This is a genomic window from Agrobacterium vaccinii, assembly GCF_021310995.1.
GTDB lineage: Bacteria > Pseudomonadota > Alphaproteobacteria > Rhizobiales > Rhizobiaceae > Agrobacterium > Agrobacterium vaccinii.
The window spans coordinates 2510049-2524617 of sequence record NZ_CP054150.1; the positions used below are offsets into that span (position 1 = coordinate 2510049).

Consider the following 14569-nt stretch of genomic DNA (forward strand, 5'->3'; position numbering starts at 1 on the left):
ACAAGCAAGAATCATGCAATAAAGACAGTTGTTTGATCAGGTCCTCATCCTAGAGTTTCGACCGGATTTCGGCACGGTCGAAACGAACCTCCGAAATAGGCGATCCGTTTTCTGTCATTTTAAGCGATCTCAAAACCAAATTGAGGTCCGGCGCATAATGTTGATCGAAGATTATGGGTGCTCCATTGATCATTATGGTGGTCACCCGAACCTTCCATACGCGATAGGAGCAGTCCGAAATCGTTTCGTTTCCAAACTCCAAGAAGCGTAGCTGAACCCGTCCTTCGGCAGTTATCTTTCTGTGGTCTCTTAAGACGAAATTTGTCATCCAGACCTCCAGTTCCGGTAGTCTGGAAAGACGAATCTCACCTGAATAAAAAATCTCTTGTCTGCCTTTTGTAGAGACGCGTTCGCGGGGGAGCAGGGCATGAGCATACTTCGCTGAAACGGGCTCAAACGCTTTACCACGCGACATAATACGTCGCTCCTCGATCAAGCCATCCTTCTCCCGATAAAGCGTCGATAAAAATGGATTATCTCGCGTCAAGACAACGCCCTTTTTGATATCGTTCTCCATAAGGCACCTTGCTGCGGACGGGCTTGCGAAGGAGAAGACCACCAGAATAAGGGATAAAAATCTTAACCGCATAAATGATCACCAACCCTCAATCTTCATTTGCACAAGATACGCCACAACCACAAGGCTAGTGATTTGGTGCGCGACTGGCAAGCTCAAGCATCTACGCATCAAGAGCTCCTCTTCCTACAATCCTAAAACCGCACTCCACTGGGCACCTATATTCCCCCACACGCAAAAAAATCACAGGTGTTGCCAAGCACGGTTGCAATCCGCCGCAACGGTGATACATCGAAATTCCGGCTCCCATTTCAAAAGGAAATATTATGCCGGACTTTTCCACACTCATGCTTTTTTCCGCCGCAGCTCTCGTTTTAACAGCGACCCCCGGTCCCGATATGTTGCTGATTGCTTCACGCAGTGTCAGCCAGGGACGGTCTGCGGGTTTCCTCACCTATGCCGGAATAGCTGCGGGCACATATTGCCACGCAATCGCTGCCGCACTTGGCCTTTCCCAGCTGTTTGTGAATGTTCCCATTGCCTATGAGATCGTGCGCTGGGCGGGCTGCGCCTATCTGCTCTATCTGGCGTACAAGACGCTTCGGTCACAAAGCTCCGCCTTTGCGCCATCGGCAGGTCTCAAGAAACTTTCGGGCAAACGGATTTTCAGCGAGGGTCTGGCGACCAACATTCTCAATCCCAAGATGGCGCTGTTCGTGCTGGCGCTTTTCCCGCAATTCATCGACCCAAATGGAAGTTCGATGCTCGTTCAGACGGTGGTGCTCGCCAGCATTCTGAATGGCGTGGGTTTTGTGGTGAATGGCACGGTCATTCTGTTGGGCACCAGCATCCGCAACCGCTTGTCCGCCGTCAGCCGGTTTCCCAAACTACCGCAATATTTGCTGGCAACCGTGTTTGCCGGGCTTGCATGCCGTCTGGCACTCGGCACGAAAAACTGAAAACACCCTAAGAGGGCGTTCTCTCAGGCATCCCGAGCGCCCTCTTCCAGCAAGCCGAACACATAATCCGCAAAAGAGCGCCAGCACTCCACCCGGAACGTATCTTCCGTCACCCGGAAAAGCACGACTTCCGCCTTGCTGAGCAGCGTGCGCGAACATGCGCCAACGGGGAAGGCATTGAGCGAGAAATCCTGCGGGCAGCCGGCGTTTATCGTGGCTTCAGCACTTTCACCTGAAACCGTCATGGCCACGTTGCGGTGGGAAACATCGGTGGCGGAGTGGGGGGCTGAAACGCCGGCGCAGGCGTCGAGCAGATTGCTTTCGCCCTGGTCGATGACGAGCCATTCGTCTGGCCCGAGCCAGAGTGCTGCGCGCAGGCCAGAGGTGGTGGAGGTCTTAGGTGACTGCGGCAGGCTGATGTCCAGCGCCTGCGAAAGCTCACTGACAGCATCCGCCTTTGCCCGCAGCGACAGCCGATAAGCGGGTGCGGCCATCTTTATCGAGACGGTTGCGGAACCGGCGCGGGCGCCTTCCAGAACCAATGTGCGGTTTGCCAGATCAGCCATTGATGCGGCCTCCTTCCTTGTCGAAGAACACCATGTCCGTCACCTGAACCGCAATCGTCTTGTCGGCCAAGGGAATATAGAGCGTCTCACCCATCCGTGCCCGGCCACCGGCCACCAGCCCGAAGGCGATGGAGCGGCCAAGATTTTCGGACCAGTAGGATGAGGTCACATGCCCCAGCATGGTCATCGGTTTCGGCTGGTTCGGATCGGCCACGATCTGCCCACCCTCTTCCGGCACATCATGCGGATTTTTTGGCAGCAGACCCACGAGTTGCTTGCGTCCCTCACGCTTCAGGTCCGGGCGTTGCAAACCACGAATACCGACGAAATCCGTCTTCTTCTTGGACACCGCCCAACCAAGCCCGGCATCGTCAGGCGTCACTGTGCCGTCGGTATCCTGACCAACGATGATATAGCCCTTTTCGGCGCGCAGAATATGCATGGTCTCGGTGCCATAGAGGCAACCGCCGACGGCTTGCGCCCGCTCAGCAATTTCCTTCCACACGGCCGGACCAAAATCGGCGGGTACGTTGATTTCGAAACCGAGCTCTCCGGTAAAGGACACACGGAACAACCGCGTCGGCACGCCGCAAATCTTGCCCTCGGCAATGGCCATATGCGGGAAGGCGTCGGGCGAAAGATCGATGCCCTCCACCAGCGGCGCAATCACCTCACGCGCCCTAGGCCCCTGCACGGCAATAACCGCCCATTGTTCGGTGGCGGATGTCAGCCAGACATTGAGGTCAGGGAATTCCGTCTGGAGATAGTCTTCCATATGATGCAGCACGCGCGGCGCACCGCCGGTCGTCGTTGTCACATGGAACCGGTCTTCGGCCAGACGCCCAACAACACCGTCATCGTAAACGAAGCCATCTTCGCGGGTCATGATGCCATAGCGGCAGCGGCCCGGCTTCAGCGTATCCCAGGCATTGGTATAGAGCAGGTTGAGAAATTTTGCTGCATCGGGCCCGACAACCTCGATCTTGCCCAGCGTGGACGCGTCGAACACGCCCACCGTTTCGCGCACCGTTTTGCATTCGCGGTTCACCGCCTGGTGCATGTCTTCACCGGCGCGTGGATAGAACCAAGCGCGCTTCCAGTTGCCAACATCTTCGAAGGCTGCACCGGCTTCCTCTTCCAGCGCATGCATCGGCGTCTTGCGGGCAGGATCGAACAGCTTGCCGCGCGAATGGCCCACCAGCGTGCCAAAGGTCACCGGCGTATAGGGCGCACGGAATGTCGTCAGTCCTACGGTCGGCAGCGGGCGGCCCAAGGCTTCGGACGCAATGGCCAGACCATGCATGTTGGACATCTTGCCCTGATCCGACGCCATACCATTGGTCGTGAAACGCTTGATATGCTCGATGGAATGCATGCCTTCGCGCACCGCAAGGCGAATATCTTTGGCGCAGACATCGTGCTGGAAATCGATGAAAGCCTTGACGTTGTCGCCTTTGCCCGCCCCTTCCGCAGCGCCAATCATGCCGCCGGTCCACACATGCGCGTTGGCACCGGAAAACTCTGCCGTACCACCACCGGCGGCAGCCGCCTCGGCAATCAAATCTATAAGATCATCCGTGCCGTTGCAGGCACCGATGGAAACGCAATCCTGCACATGCACATCGGGCAGAAAACGCTGGTTTTCCGTGTCGTATGTCAACTTGCCGCGTGATTGCGAAAACAGATGGACGGATGGCGTCCAGCCAGCGGAAACCACCAGCGCATCCACCTTGATCTTGCGCTTGAACGAACCGCCATTGCGACCCACCGTCATGGAGGAAACACGCAGACGCCCCGACGTGTTGTAAACACTATGGCCCGCCAACACCTCGATGCCCAGCGCCCGCGCCTCATCCAGAAGCTTTACATCCGGGTTGGCGCGGCAATCCACGATGGCGGCAATCGCCACCCCCGCCCGCTTCAGATCGAACGCGGTTTCGTAAGCCGAATCATGCGCTGTATAGACACCCACATTGTGGCCCACCGTCACGCCGTAATGGTTGAGATAGGTCCGCGCAGCCGAGGCCAGCATGATGCCGGGGCGGTCATTATTGGGAAACACCATGTGCCGCTCGATAGCACCGGTCGCCAGCACCACCTTTTTGGCCCGCACCTGCCATAGCCGCTCACGCGGGGCATGCCCCGGTGTCGCCAGATGGTCGGTCACACGCTCGGCAAGGCCGATGAAATTGTGGTTGTAGTAGCCGAATACGGTGGTGCGCGTCAGAACCTCAACATTCGGCATGACCATCAGCTCGGCGAAGGTCTTCTGCGCCCAGTCGTAGCCGTTCAGACCATCGATGATCGCGCCGGTGTCGAAACGCAGCGCGCCGCCAACCTCCGGGTTCTCATCCCCCAGAATAACCTTCGCGCCCGTCCTGGCCGCAGCCAGCGCCGCCGTCAAACCGGCCACGCCACCGCCTGCCACCAGAACGTCGCAATGGGCATAACGGCTGGCATAATGATCGGTATCGCCTTCCTTTGGCGCGTTGCCCAAGCCCGCCGCCCGACGAATAATCGGCTCATACAGCTTGTCCCAGGCAGCTTTCGGCCACATGAAGGTCTTGTAGTAGAACCCCGCCACGAACATCGGCGAGAGAAAATCATTCACCGCGCCGACATCGAAGGACAGCGACGGAAAACGGTTCTGCGAAGAGACAACAGCCCCGTCGAACACTTCCTGCACCGTGGCCCGCACATTCGGCTGCTTGCGGCTGCTGTCTCTGGAAACGTCGATCAGCGCATTCGGCTCTTCCGGCCCGGCAGACAGAAAGCCGCGCGGTCGGTGATACTTGAACGAGCGGCCAATCAGATGCACGCCATCGGCCAGCAGCGCGGACGCAACCGTATCACCCTGCAAGGCCGTGTGGATCTTGCCATCGAAGGTAAACCGCGCGGTGCGCGCAGGCGTCAGGCGGCCAGCGCCTTTGATGCGATAGGCGCCGCTCATCGTGCCGCTCCTTCATGTCCGGCCATAACGGTGGCCTCATCCGGCTTCGGCTCGCCTGCCTTGTAAGTCAGGTGTATCTTGTCGGTTACCGAATGGCGCGCGGCGTTGAAGAACCGCCCACAGCCATGAATATGCCGCCAGCGCTCGAACACCATGCCCTTGTCATTGTCGCGCATGAAGAAATATTCGGCGAATTCCTCATCGGAAATGGCCGAGATATTTTCGGGCCGCGCAATATGCGCCTCGCCCGCCCAGCGAAATTCCAGCTCGGAACGCTCTTCTTCACAATAGGGACAACGGATCAGCAGCATGTTTTCGCCTCAAAGAGAGCTTTCCGGAACGATCGTTCCGGCGGGTTGATCACACAGACGCTTTCCCATGGTCACATAGGGATAAAGCCTGCCCATCAGTTCGTTTATATCGGTAAAGGCCTGAAAAACCTTGATCTTTCCCAAATTGACAACTGCCATCATCATCGGGTTTACATCCAGCAACACGGGCTCTTCCTGCTCGCCCTCGTCATTTTCGGCAACGAAATAGACGAGCTTTTCGCCCATTGCGGGTGCACAAAGCAGCATCCCCTTATGGGCTACGAAGGGCCAGTCCCGCTCGCCTTGCGCCTTACGAATGGTCTGCACGCGAAAATCCTCAGCCTCAGGCACCATCTTCGCCGTCTCCACCGGCGTCACAGCGAACACTGCCGCAAAAAGCGCCTCCGGCACCATCAATGCGCCACCGCCGCAGCCGCTGCCTCATCGATAAGCCGCCCCGAACGGAACCGCTCCAGGTTAAGCCCTTCCGCCAGCTTATGCGGCTCGCCACGCGCGATCAGATGCGCAAACAGATGCGCCGACCCCGGCGTCGCCTTGAACCCGCCTGTGCCCCAGCCGCAATTGACGAACAGGTTCGGTACCGGCGTCACGCTCTGGATGGCGGACCTGTCGGGCGTGTTGTCGGTAATGCCGCCCCATTGGCGCATCATCTTCACGCGGCGGAAAATCGGGAACAGTTCACAGATCGCATCCAGCGTGTGGGTAATGATCTGCAAACCGCCGGTCTGGGAATAGGAGTTATACTGGTCCGTGCCAGCGCCGATCACCAGCTCGCCCTTGTCGGATTGCGAAATATAGGCATGCACCGTGTTGGACATGACGACGCAGGGGAAAATCGGTTTCAAAGGCTCAGATACCAGCGCCTGCAACGGGTTGGAGGCCAGCGGCACCCGCACATCGGCCATGTTCATGATGACGGAGGAATGCCCCGCCGCCGAAACACCGATCTTCTTGGCACCGATAAAGCCGCGATTGGTCTCCACCCCCGTCACCGCACCATCCGGTCCGCGACGAATGGCCGTGACCTCACAGTTCTGGATGATGTGAACACCGCGATCCGAGGCCCCACGCGCATAACCCCAGGCTACCGCATCGTGCCGCGCCGTGCCACCACGCCGCTGAAGGGCAGCACCATTGATGGCGTAGCGCGCATTGGCGGATATATCGAGCGGCGGACAGTAGGCCTTCGCCTGTTCCGGCGTCAGCCATTCATTGTCGATGCCATAGAGGCGGTTGGCATTGATATGGCGCTTGAACGACTGCTGGTCGTGCACATTGTGCGACAGCATCATCACGCCGCGTGCCGAATACATGACGTTGTAATTGAGATCCTGGCTCAAGCCTTCCCACAGTTTCAGGGAATGCTCGTAAATATCCATGCTCTCTTCATAGAGATAGTTGGAGCGGATGATGGTGGTGTTGCGCCCGGTATTACCGCCGCCGATCCAGCCTTTTTCCAGCACCGCGATGTTGGTAATGCCGTGCTCCTTGGCCAGATAATAGGCCGCACCCAGCCCATGCCCGCCACCGCCGATGATGATGACGTCGTATTCCTTGCGCGGTTCAGGAGAGGCCCACTGCGCCTCCCATCCCCTGTGCGCCCGCAAGGCCTCGCGAGCCACGGCAAAAACCGAAAATTTGCGCATTCGCGAACCACTCCCTGGAAAACCGGCTGGACTGCTCCGGCAGAAACATACACATCGCAAATCAAAAAGCACCGCAATGTTCATTTTGCGACGCGGCGACATATTGTTTCGACATAGGCCCTCAGAACGCTTCTATCTTTGCTTTTTAAGGCTTTGAAGGGTTAACGGCTGGACTTTGGGGACGCGATCTGGTATTGCAGCACACCAATCGCGTGGCCGCTCGGCCAACCGAACGATTTTTTGTTTGCTTGCGAATGCCATAATTCACACGGCAAAAATAACCAACCAAAGGAACGGGATTCACGTGCAGGTACTAGTCCGCGACAACAACGTTGATCAGGCACTTCGAGCTCTTAAGAAAAAGATGCAGCGCGAAGGCATTTTCCGCGAAATGAAGATGCGTGATTTTTACGAAAAGCCGTCCCAGAAGCGCGCCCGCGAAAAGGCTGAAGCTGTTCGCCGCGTTCGCAAGCTTGCCCGCAAGCGTATGCAGCGCGAAGGTCTGATTGCAGGCCCACGCCCAGCCGGCCGGGCTTAAGGCCGTTTTTTAGACGTTTTTGAATGCTTAGGGGGCGGGGGCGATATTTTCGCCACCGCTCTTTGAGTTTATGATCTTGGAACGGGCTTGGTAGAGGGAACCCAAATCGCATGAACGCTGTTGATACCCGTGATTCTATAAATCCGTTTGTAATCCCAAGCGGCGTATCTCAGAGAAAAAATATGCGGCTTTGGTCCTCCCTAATTGTATGCGGCGTGCTTGTGACCCTGTCCGGTTGCGCCACCACCACCCAGACAAGCGACGTATTCCAGCTCGACCGTGCACAGGGGTCGCAGGAAAACATCAGTTCGCTGACCTCGGTCATCAACGCAAATCCGCAGGACCCGGAAGGCTACAATGTTCGTGGCTCAGCCTATGGTCGCTCAGGCGACAGCAAGCGTGCCATCGCCGATTTCGAGCGCGCCTTGCAGCTCAATCCGCGCTTCTATCAGGCCTATGCTAACCGTGCGCTGGTGTACCGCAACAGCGGCCAGCAGCAACTGGCACTTCAGGACTATAATTCGGCGCTGCAGATCAATCCCAGCTATGATGTCGCTCTCATCGGTCGCGGCAATCTTTACCGCCAGACCGGTCGCGTCAACGAAGCCTTCAACGACTTCTCCGCCGCCATCAATCTGGACACGACGGATGGTCGCGCATGGCACAATCGCGGCCTGATCTACCAGCTGCGCAATCAGCACACCCAAGCCATCGAGGACTTCTCGAAAGCGATCTCGCTCTCGCCGAACTCGCCTGAGCCATACAATGGCCGTGGCATTTCCTACGTCGCGATGAACGACGATGAAAACGCCTTCGCTGACTTCAACCACGCCATTGCTCTCGACGGCGACCTTGCCGAGTCCTGGGCAAACCAGGCGCTGGTCTATGAGCGGCGTGGCGAAAGAGACAAAGCCGCCAAATCCTACGGCCACGCCGCCCGTCTCGACCCCAAATACAAGCCAGCCGTGGACGGTCTGGCCCGTACCCGCGGTGGCAGCGCGTCGTAACAGGCCCGTTCAGGTTCATGTCAGAAAGGCCCCTTACCTCTACACACCTAACGTGGAAAGGTCATGACATGAAACACATACGCACCACACTCGCCGCCGCCGCTATCCTGATGATGGCGTCGCAGAGCTATGCCGCAACAGTCGTCAAGGTCGTTGAAGGCGGCGAAGCCGGTGGCCCCATGACGCTCACCCTCGACCAATCCACCATCAAGGCCGGCGAGACAACCTTCCACGTCCATAATGACGCGATGTCGGAAGAGCACGAGATGGTTCTGGTGAAACTCAAGTCTCCTAATGAAAAACTGGACGTCGTCGCTGGAAAAAACCGCATCGACGAGAAAAAGCTGAAGAGCATGGGCGAGGTCTCCGAACTGAAACCCGGTGCAGACGGCCAGCTCAAAGCAAAGCTTACCCCCGGCTCCTATGTGCTTCTCTGCAACATCAAGGGTCATTATCAGGCCGGTATGCACGCCGCCTTGACGGTGACGAAGTAATCATCACAAACAACGGCGCTTCAGGCCAGCGCAGCCTGAAGCCACTCCAAAGCAAAAAGCTAGCCTCAGTCCGCCGCACCCCCATTATCACGGGCTATCGCAGCTTTTAGCAATGGCAATAACTCCCGATACGTTTCCAGGAAATCATCGTCCATGCGGTGATTTGAACCGCGAAACGCCATGAACAGCTCGTTTCGAAGATCAACAAGAGTCTGACGTTTGCTAGCCTGCGCAGCATCGGACGCCGCGTTGAAAGATCCGAAATGCTGATATCCATTAAATGAGAGCGCGAACGCCACTATGGCATCGCGATCGGTGGGATCAGGAAGCTCATCAACTCGCAGAGAGCTGTCAGGCCTTAAAACCGGTTCCACTGCGCTATCCTCCTCGCCGATATAGCCGCCCGTTTGTCGCTGCCACAGGCGCGCATAAAGCCCGCCTTGTGCCAACAGCGCGGTTGGCGACCCCTCTTCAACGATGCGACCCTTATCCAGCACCACGATCCGGTCCATCCGGGCGATGGTGGACAGCCGGTGGGCAATGGCGATAACTGTTTTGCCCGTCATCAACATGTCCAGCTTTTCCTGGATTGCCGCCTCGGATTCGCTGTCGAGCGCGGATGTCGCCTCATCGAGAATGAGGATCGGCGCGTCTTTCAACAGCACGCGTGCAATTGCCACGCGCTGGCGCTGACCGCCGGAAAGCTTGACGCCCCTGTCACCGACGAAGGCATCGTAACCGCGCCGTCCCTCGCTATCGGCAAGGTCCGCAATAAAGCCGTCGGCCTGTGCTGCCCTCGCCGCCGTAGCAATCTCCTCATGGGAGGCATCCGGCCTGCCATAGCGAATATTGTCTCCAACGGATCGGTGCAGCAGCGAAACGTCCTGTGAGATGACACCAATGTTTTCGCGCAGGCTGGCCTGCGTCACCGACTGGATGCTTTGTCCGTCAATGCTGATATTGCCCTGCCCCGGCTCGTAAAATCGCAAGAGCAGATTGACCAGCGTCGTCTTACCCGCACCGGAAAGACCGACCAGCCCAACCTTTTCGCCCGCTGCCACCTTCAAGGTCAGATGATCGATCACCGTCTTTTCGGCACGATAGGCAAAATGGACCTGCTCGAAATTGATCTCGCCGCGCGCTACGATAAGCGGCTTTGCGTCCGGCGCATCGACGATCGTTGGCAGTGTGGTCATAACCGGCATCGCATCCTTGATCGTGCCGATAGCCTGAAAGATTTGCTGACCCATTTCCAAAAACGCCCGGGCATTGGCGGAAAGCCGCTGGGTCAGGTAGATCGAGCCCGCAAACTGGCCTGTCGTCACGAAGCCATCGACCATGCCCCAAAAGCCGATACTCAGCATTGCAATCCACAGGACGACGTTGAGAAGAAGAATGGCGGTGCTGGTCGTCAGATAGACCCGTCGCTCGCGGTGCTGGGTATCGATGACCTCGGTGAAGACCTTGCGCAGAGCCCCGGCTTCGCTGTCTTCCGCCGCGAACTGTTTCACCATCTGAATGTTGCTGTAGAGATCGGTCATAGACCCCACCAGCAGACTGCGCTTCTTGGCAGAGCGGCGTGCAAGCTCCGAAAATTTCGGCACGGCCATAACGGCAATCGCAATGCTGACGACGATCCAGACAAGCACCGGCAGCGCCAAAGGCCATGCCACAGTGCTCAGCAGCACAAGCGAACCTACGAATTGCACGAGAAAATACGGTATCGAGTAGAATGCGACAGTCACCTGCTGCTGCACCGCGGATGCCGCCTGCGATAGACGCGAAGCGACCTGGCCCGCAAAAAGATCATGGAAGAAGCCGATATCCTGACGCTCGACCGCCTTGTGCCCCTGCCACTGAATGGCGGCGGGCATGCACACAGCGACCGTTTGCGACGTCAGCGTGTTGGCCATGAAGGAAAGCAGCGGCTGCACTGGAAACAGCAGGACGACCATGATGGTCAGCAACGGCCACTCGCTTTGCAGAAATGCCGCCGCACCCTTGGCGGTGACACCGTCGACAATGGCCGAAAAGCTCCAGATCAGAAAAAGATTGGTGGCTTCCATCAGCATCGCGAAAACTGAAATCGCGAGGAGCACGCCCCGAAACATCCGCACGAAGTGCAAAAGCAGGTGAAAAGGCCCCTGCGATGGGATGGGTCTGTAGGGAATGTCGAGCGGTCGTATCAGCCGCTCAAAGGGCCGGTAAGCGAAGTCTGAAAAAGCCATGGCGCTCTGCAGTAACACTGGAAAAGAATGGTGGCAGTATCAGTAATAGCCAACATTGAACCATGGATTGCGGTGATCGCAAACCCTTTAACGCAGATTGTAGAAAAGTTTCCCGCCGTAGCAGCGATCCAGGATCGATGGGTAAGCACGGCGCAGGAATGCTCCGCCGTGCCAGAGACGATCAACGCAGCAGAACGAATCCCGCGATATTCAGGATCAGGAATACCAGAAGGCCACCGAAAAAACCGCCGGTGGTGAAGAAGCCAACCGCCATGGCGATCATCAGCACGATCACCATCATCGTGCCGTACTTCGCAGCGGTCAGAAAACCGTCATAGGTCTTTTCGTGTTCGGGATAATTCATCGGCGCGCCGACTTCGACTGGACCCGTGTGGTGTTCGCTCATGCCATTTCCCCTTCAATTACCCAGATTTCCGCCCGTTACTCCAAACGCCCACGGCGTTTTCCTCACAGGGCAAAAAAGTGCAGAATGCTCCAATGCCAAGACCTACATGGAACCGATGAAAAACGCAACGGACCGTGCCGGCGCTCTTGCACCGCATTGGATGCATTTTCACCGCCGCTAGACTTGTGGTCTACGGGTCGAAAACAGTGCAGCCAAGCAACAGACGCGCCAGCAATTCTTGCCAAAGCGCCTCTTTACACGGTGCAAAGCGCTATCCCAGTTGCATTTCGTAAAACCAACTCCTACACGAAATAGTGGGGAGGACGTCCGAAGCATTCGCAAGGCAAGCGAAAGCATCGCTATCAGGGAACGGCACGGACGGATTCTGCGCATTAACCCGCAAAGGGATCGAGGAGGGGAAAAAATGACGGCTCTTCTAAAACTAAGCGCCCTTATTGACTGGTTCAGTGAGGCGATGGGCAAGTTTGCAGGCTATCTTGTCCTGATCTGCTGCCTCGTCAGCGCTGGCAACGCCATCGTTCGCTATGTCTTCAACTACAGCTCCAATGGCTGGCTGGAAATCCAGTGGTACATGTTCGCCTTCATCGTTCTGGTCGGCGCGTCCTACACGCTGCGGATGAATGAGCATGTGCGCGTGGACATCATCTATGGCGCGATCTCGGCCCGCACGCGGCTCTGGGTCGATATTATCGGCATCACACTCTTCCTGCTGCCCGCCTGCTTCTTTCTGGCGTGGCTCAGTTGGCCGATGTTCACCCTGTCGCTGGCCCAGAACGAAGTCTCGTCCAATGCCGGTGGCCTCATTCGCTGGCCGGTGAAGTTCATCATCTTTGCGGGCTTTGCCCTGCTGGTCCTTCAGGGAATATCCGAACTGGTGAAGCGCATCGGCGCGCTGAACGGGCTCTACGAGCTCGACACCAAATACGAAAAACCGCTCCAGTAACTCAGGCGCTGATCGCTAAGGATATTTCCATGTTCGAATACGGTATTCTGCCGCCGCTGATGTTCCTGGGCATGATCATTTTCATGCTCTACGGCTTCCCCGTGGCTTTCTCCCTTGCCTCCGTTGGCCTTCTCTTCGGCGTCATTGGCATTTTCACGGAGCATTTTTCGCCAGCCTTCCTGCAAGCCTTGCCACTTCGCATTTTCGGCATCATCTCCAACGATCTTCTGCTGGCCATCCCCTTCTTCACCTTCATGGGTGCCATTTTGGAGCGATGTGGCCTTGCTGAAGACCTGCTGGAAGGCACCGGCAAACTGTTCGGAGCTATTCCAGGCGGTCTTGCCTATGCCGTCATTCTCGTCGGCGCGATCCTGGGCGCCATCACCGGCACGGTGGCGGCCTCGGTCATCACCATGGGCGTCATATCCCTGCCCATCATGCTGAAATACGGTTACAATCCGCGTCTCGCCACCGGCGTCATCGCCGCATCCGGCACCATCACGCAGGTCATCCCGCCTTCCCTGGTGCTGATCGTTCTCGCAGACCAGCTCGGTAAGTCCGTCGGCGATATGTACCTCGGGGCTATCGGCCCATCGATCCTCCAGGTAACGATCTTTATTCTGTTCATTTTCGTTATGTCGAAGCTGCGGCCCAAGGACCTGCCCGCCCTGCCGCCGGAAGCCCGCGGAGAGTTGAACCGCGCTCTGGTGTTCAAGGTGCTGGCGGGTATGGTCCCCTCCATCGTTCTGATCTTCCTCGTGCTCGGCACCATCTTCATGGGCCTTGCGACACCCACGGAAGCAGGCGCGCTCGGCGTCGTCGGCGCCATGGCGCTGGCCGCTGCCCATCGTCGCCTCACCTGGGATCTCGTCAAGCAGGGCATGCATTCCACCATGCACATCACCTCGATGGTGGTGTTCATTCTGGTCGGCGCGACATGCTTCAGCCTTGTCTTTCAGGGCATGGATGGTTCGTTGTGGATCGAACACATGCTGTCGGGCATTCCAGGTGGTCCCATCGGCTTCCTCATCTTCGTGAACATCTTCATCTTCTTCCTGGCCTTCTTCCTCGATTTCTTCGAAATCGCCTTCATCGTCATCCCGATGCTGGCCCCTATCGCGCAGTCGCTCGGCATCGACCTCATCTGGTTCGGCGTTCTCATCTGCATCAACATGCAGACCAGCTTCATGCACCCGCCCTTTGGCTTTGCGCTCTTCTACTTGCGCTCCATCGCACCGCGTAGCGTCAAGACTTCCGATATCTACATGGGCGCGATCCCATGGCTGGGCATGCAGCTCATCCTCGTCGCCATTGTCATCTTCTGGCCCGAATCCGTTACCTACTGGCTGGACAAGACACCGCAGGTCGATCTCAACACCATCAAGATCGAAGTCCCCGCCTTCGGCAACGGCGGCGGCAACACCATGCCCAATTTCGGCCTGCCGCCAATGGACGGCGCACCGGCCCAACCGGGCGGAAACGGATTGCCCGGCATGCCAAATCTCAACGAGCCACCGAAGATCGGTCCTTAAGGGAAACACTTGATGCGTGTGGACTGATGTATTATATTGGTGAAGTGGAAGGCAGGGTTGCACCCCCGCCTTCCGTTTGTTCTTGCTAGAAATTGAGCCGGACAGTCAATGACCAGCCTGTCCGGTTTTTCCTAATCAAAAACGTAATGCTCAGTGGTTTCCACATCGCATCACCTCCACGATTCGAGAGCAAGGCCGTTACCACGGTCGGCGGGGCCCGTCACCGCCGATACGTCCTGCTGGTAGGACGTTAGCTGCTTTTGCTCTGAACGCTGTTATCATAAATTGCCCACTGACTTTGTCGAGCGAATTTCAACTATAAAGCGCAAAAACCCGGACCTTTCGATCCGGGTTCGAGTCTCACCTGCGG

13 protein-coding genes and 1 pseudogene are annotated in these 14569 nt (G+C 57.3%); 6 read left to right on the forward strand and 8 right to left on the reverse strand.

Annotated features, from left to right (window positions below; genetic code table 11):
- Positions 1–49: 49 nt before the first annotated feature.
- Positions 50–577, reverse strand: coding sequence for a hypothetical protein (locus tag HRR99_RS12380; RefSeq protein ID WP_233121933.1), 528 nt, complete (start codon positions 575–577; stop codon positions 50–52).
- Between the two features lie 326 nt (positions 578–903).
- Here HRR99_RS12380 and HRR99_RS12385 point away from each other — a divergent pair, with 326 nt between their 5' ends.
- A complete protein-coding gene (locus tag HRR99_RS12385) occupies positions 904–1536 on the forward strand; it encodes a LysE family translocator (RefSeq protein WP_233121934.1) in 633 nt (210 codons plus the stop codon).
- Between the two features lie 23 nt (positions 1537–1559).
- On the opposite strand, the gene HRR99_RS12390 is transcribed toward HRR99_RS12385, so the two are convergent.
- The 5 genes from HRR99_RS12390 to HRR99_RS12410 are packed head-to-tail and all read right to left on the reverse strand — an operon-like array spanning position 1560 to position 7030.
- Positions 1560–2102: a sarcosine oxidase subunit gamma gene (locus HRR99_RS12390; RefSeq protein WP_233121935.1), complete on the reverse strand. Its 543-nt coding sequence runs from the start codon at positions 2100–2102 to the stop codon at positions 1560–1562.
- A complete protein-coding gene (locus HRR99_RS12395; RefSeq protein WP_233121936.1) occupies positions 2095–5052 on the reverse strand; it encodes a sarcosine oxidase subunit alpha in 2958 nt (985 codons plus the stop codon). The genes HRR99_RS12390 and HRR99_RS12395 overlap by 8 nt, the downstream gene beginning before the upstream one ends.
- Complete coding sequence (locus HRR99_RS12400) at positions 5049–5363, reverse strand: sarcosine oxidase subunit delta (protein WP_233121937.1); 315 nt, start codon at positions 5361–5363, stop codon at positions 5049–5051. Before HRR99_RS12400 ends, HRR99_RS12395 begins: the two co-directional genes overlap by 4 nt.
- Positions 5364–5372: 9 nt before the next feature.
- Positions 5373–5777, reverse strand: a complete 405-nt coding sequence (locus tag HRR99_RS12405) for a hypothetical protein (protein ID WP_233121938.1) — start codon at positions 5775–5777, stop codon at positions 5373–5375.
- Positions 5777–7030, reverse strand: coding sequence for a sarcosine oxidase subunit beta family protein (locus HRR99_RS12410; RefSeq protein ID WP_233121939.1), 1254 nt, complete (start codon positions 7028–7030; stop codon positions 5777–5779). Before HRR99_RS12410 ends, HRR99_RS12405 begins: the two co-directional genes overlap by 1 nt.
- A 304-nt stretch (positions 7031–7334) precedes the next feature.
- Here HRR99_RS12410 and rpsU point away from each other — a divergent pair, with 304 nt between their 5' ends.
- The 3 genes from rpsU to HRR99_RS12425 all read left to right on the forward strand — a co-directional run bounded on the left by rpsU (position 7335) and on the right by HRR99_RS12425 (position 9069).
- Entirely contained in the window at positions 7335–7568 is a 234-nt protein-coding gene (rpsU, locus tag HRR99_RS12415; protein ID WP_111837539.1) for a 30S ribosomal protein S21, read from the forward strand.
- A 182-nt stretch (positions 7569–7750) separates the two neighbouring features.
- A complete protein-coding gene (locus HRR99_RS12420; protein WP_233121940.1) occupies positions 7751–8575 on the forward strand; it encodes a tetratricopeptide repeat protein in 825 nt (274 codons plus the stop codon).
- Positions 8576–8643: 68 nt separating this feature from the next.
- Positions 8644–9069 carry a plastocyanin/azurin family copper-binding protein gene (locus HRR99_RS12425; protein WP_233121941.1) on the forward strand — a complete coding sequence of 142 codons (426 nt, stop codon included), beginning with the start codon at positions 8644–8646 and terminating at the stop codon, positions 9067–9069.
- Positions 9070–9452: 383 nt separating this feature from the next.
- Here the strand turns inward: HRR99_RS12425 and HRR99_RS12430 are convergent.
- Together HRR99_RS12430 and HRR99_RS12435 are read right to left on the reverse strand one after the other, a co-directional pair.
- A pseudogene (locus HRR99_RS12430) lies at positions 9453–11297 on the reverse strand (ABC transporter ATP-binding protein); the annotation flags it as partial.
- Positions 11298–11478: 181 nt separating this feature from the next.
- Positions 11479–11703, reverse strand: coding sequence for an aa3-type cytochrome c oxidase subunit IV (locus HRR99_RS12435; protein ID WP_111837535.1), 225 nt, complete (start codon positions 11701–11703; stop codon positions 11479–11481).
- A gap of 424 nt (positions 11704–12127) precedes the next feature.
- Between HRR99_RS12435 and HRR99_RS12440 the strand changes: the two genes are divergently transcribed.
- Together HRR99_RS12440 and HRR99_RS12445 are read left to right on the forward strand one after the other, a co-directional pair.
- Entirely contained in the window at positions 12128–12667 is a 540-nt protein-coding gene (locus HRR99_RS12440) for a TRAP transporter small permease subunit (RefSeq protein WP_233121942.1), read from the forward strand.
- 29 nt (positions 12668–12696) lie between these two features.
- Entirely contained in the window at positions 12697–14199 is a 1503-nt protein-coding gene (locus HRR99_RS12445) for a TRAP transporter large permease (RefSeq protein ID WP_111837533.1), read from the forward strand.
- Positions 14200–14569 lie beyond the last annotated feature (370 nt).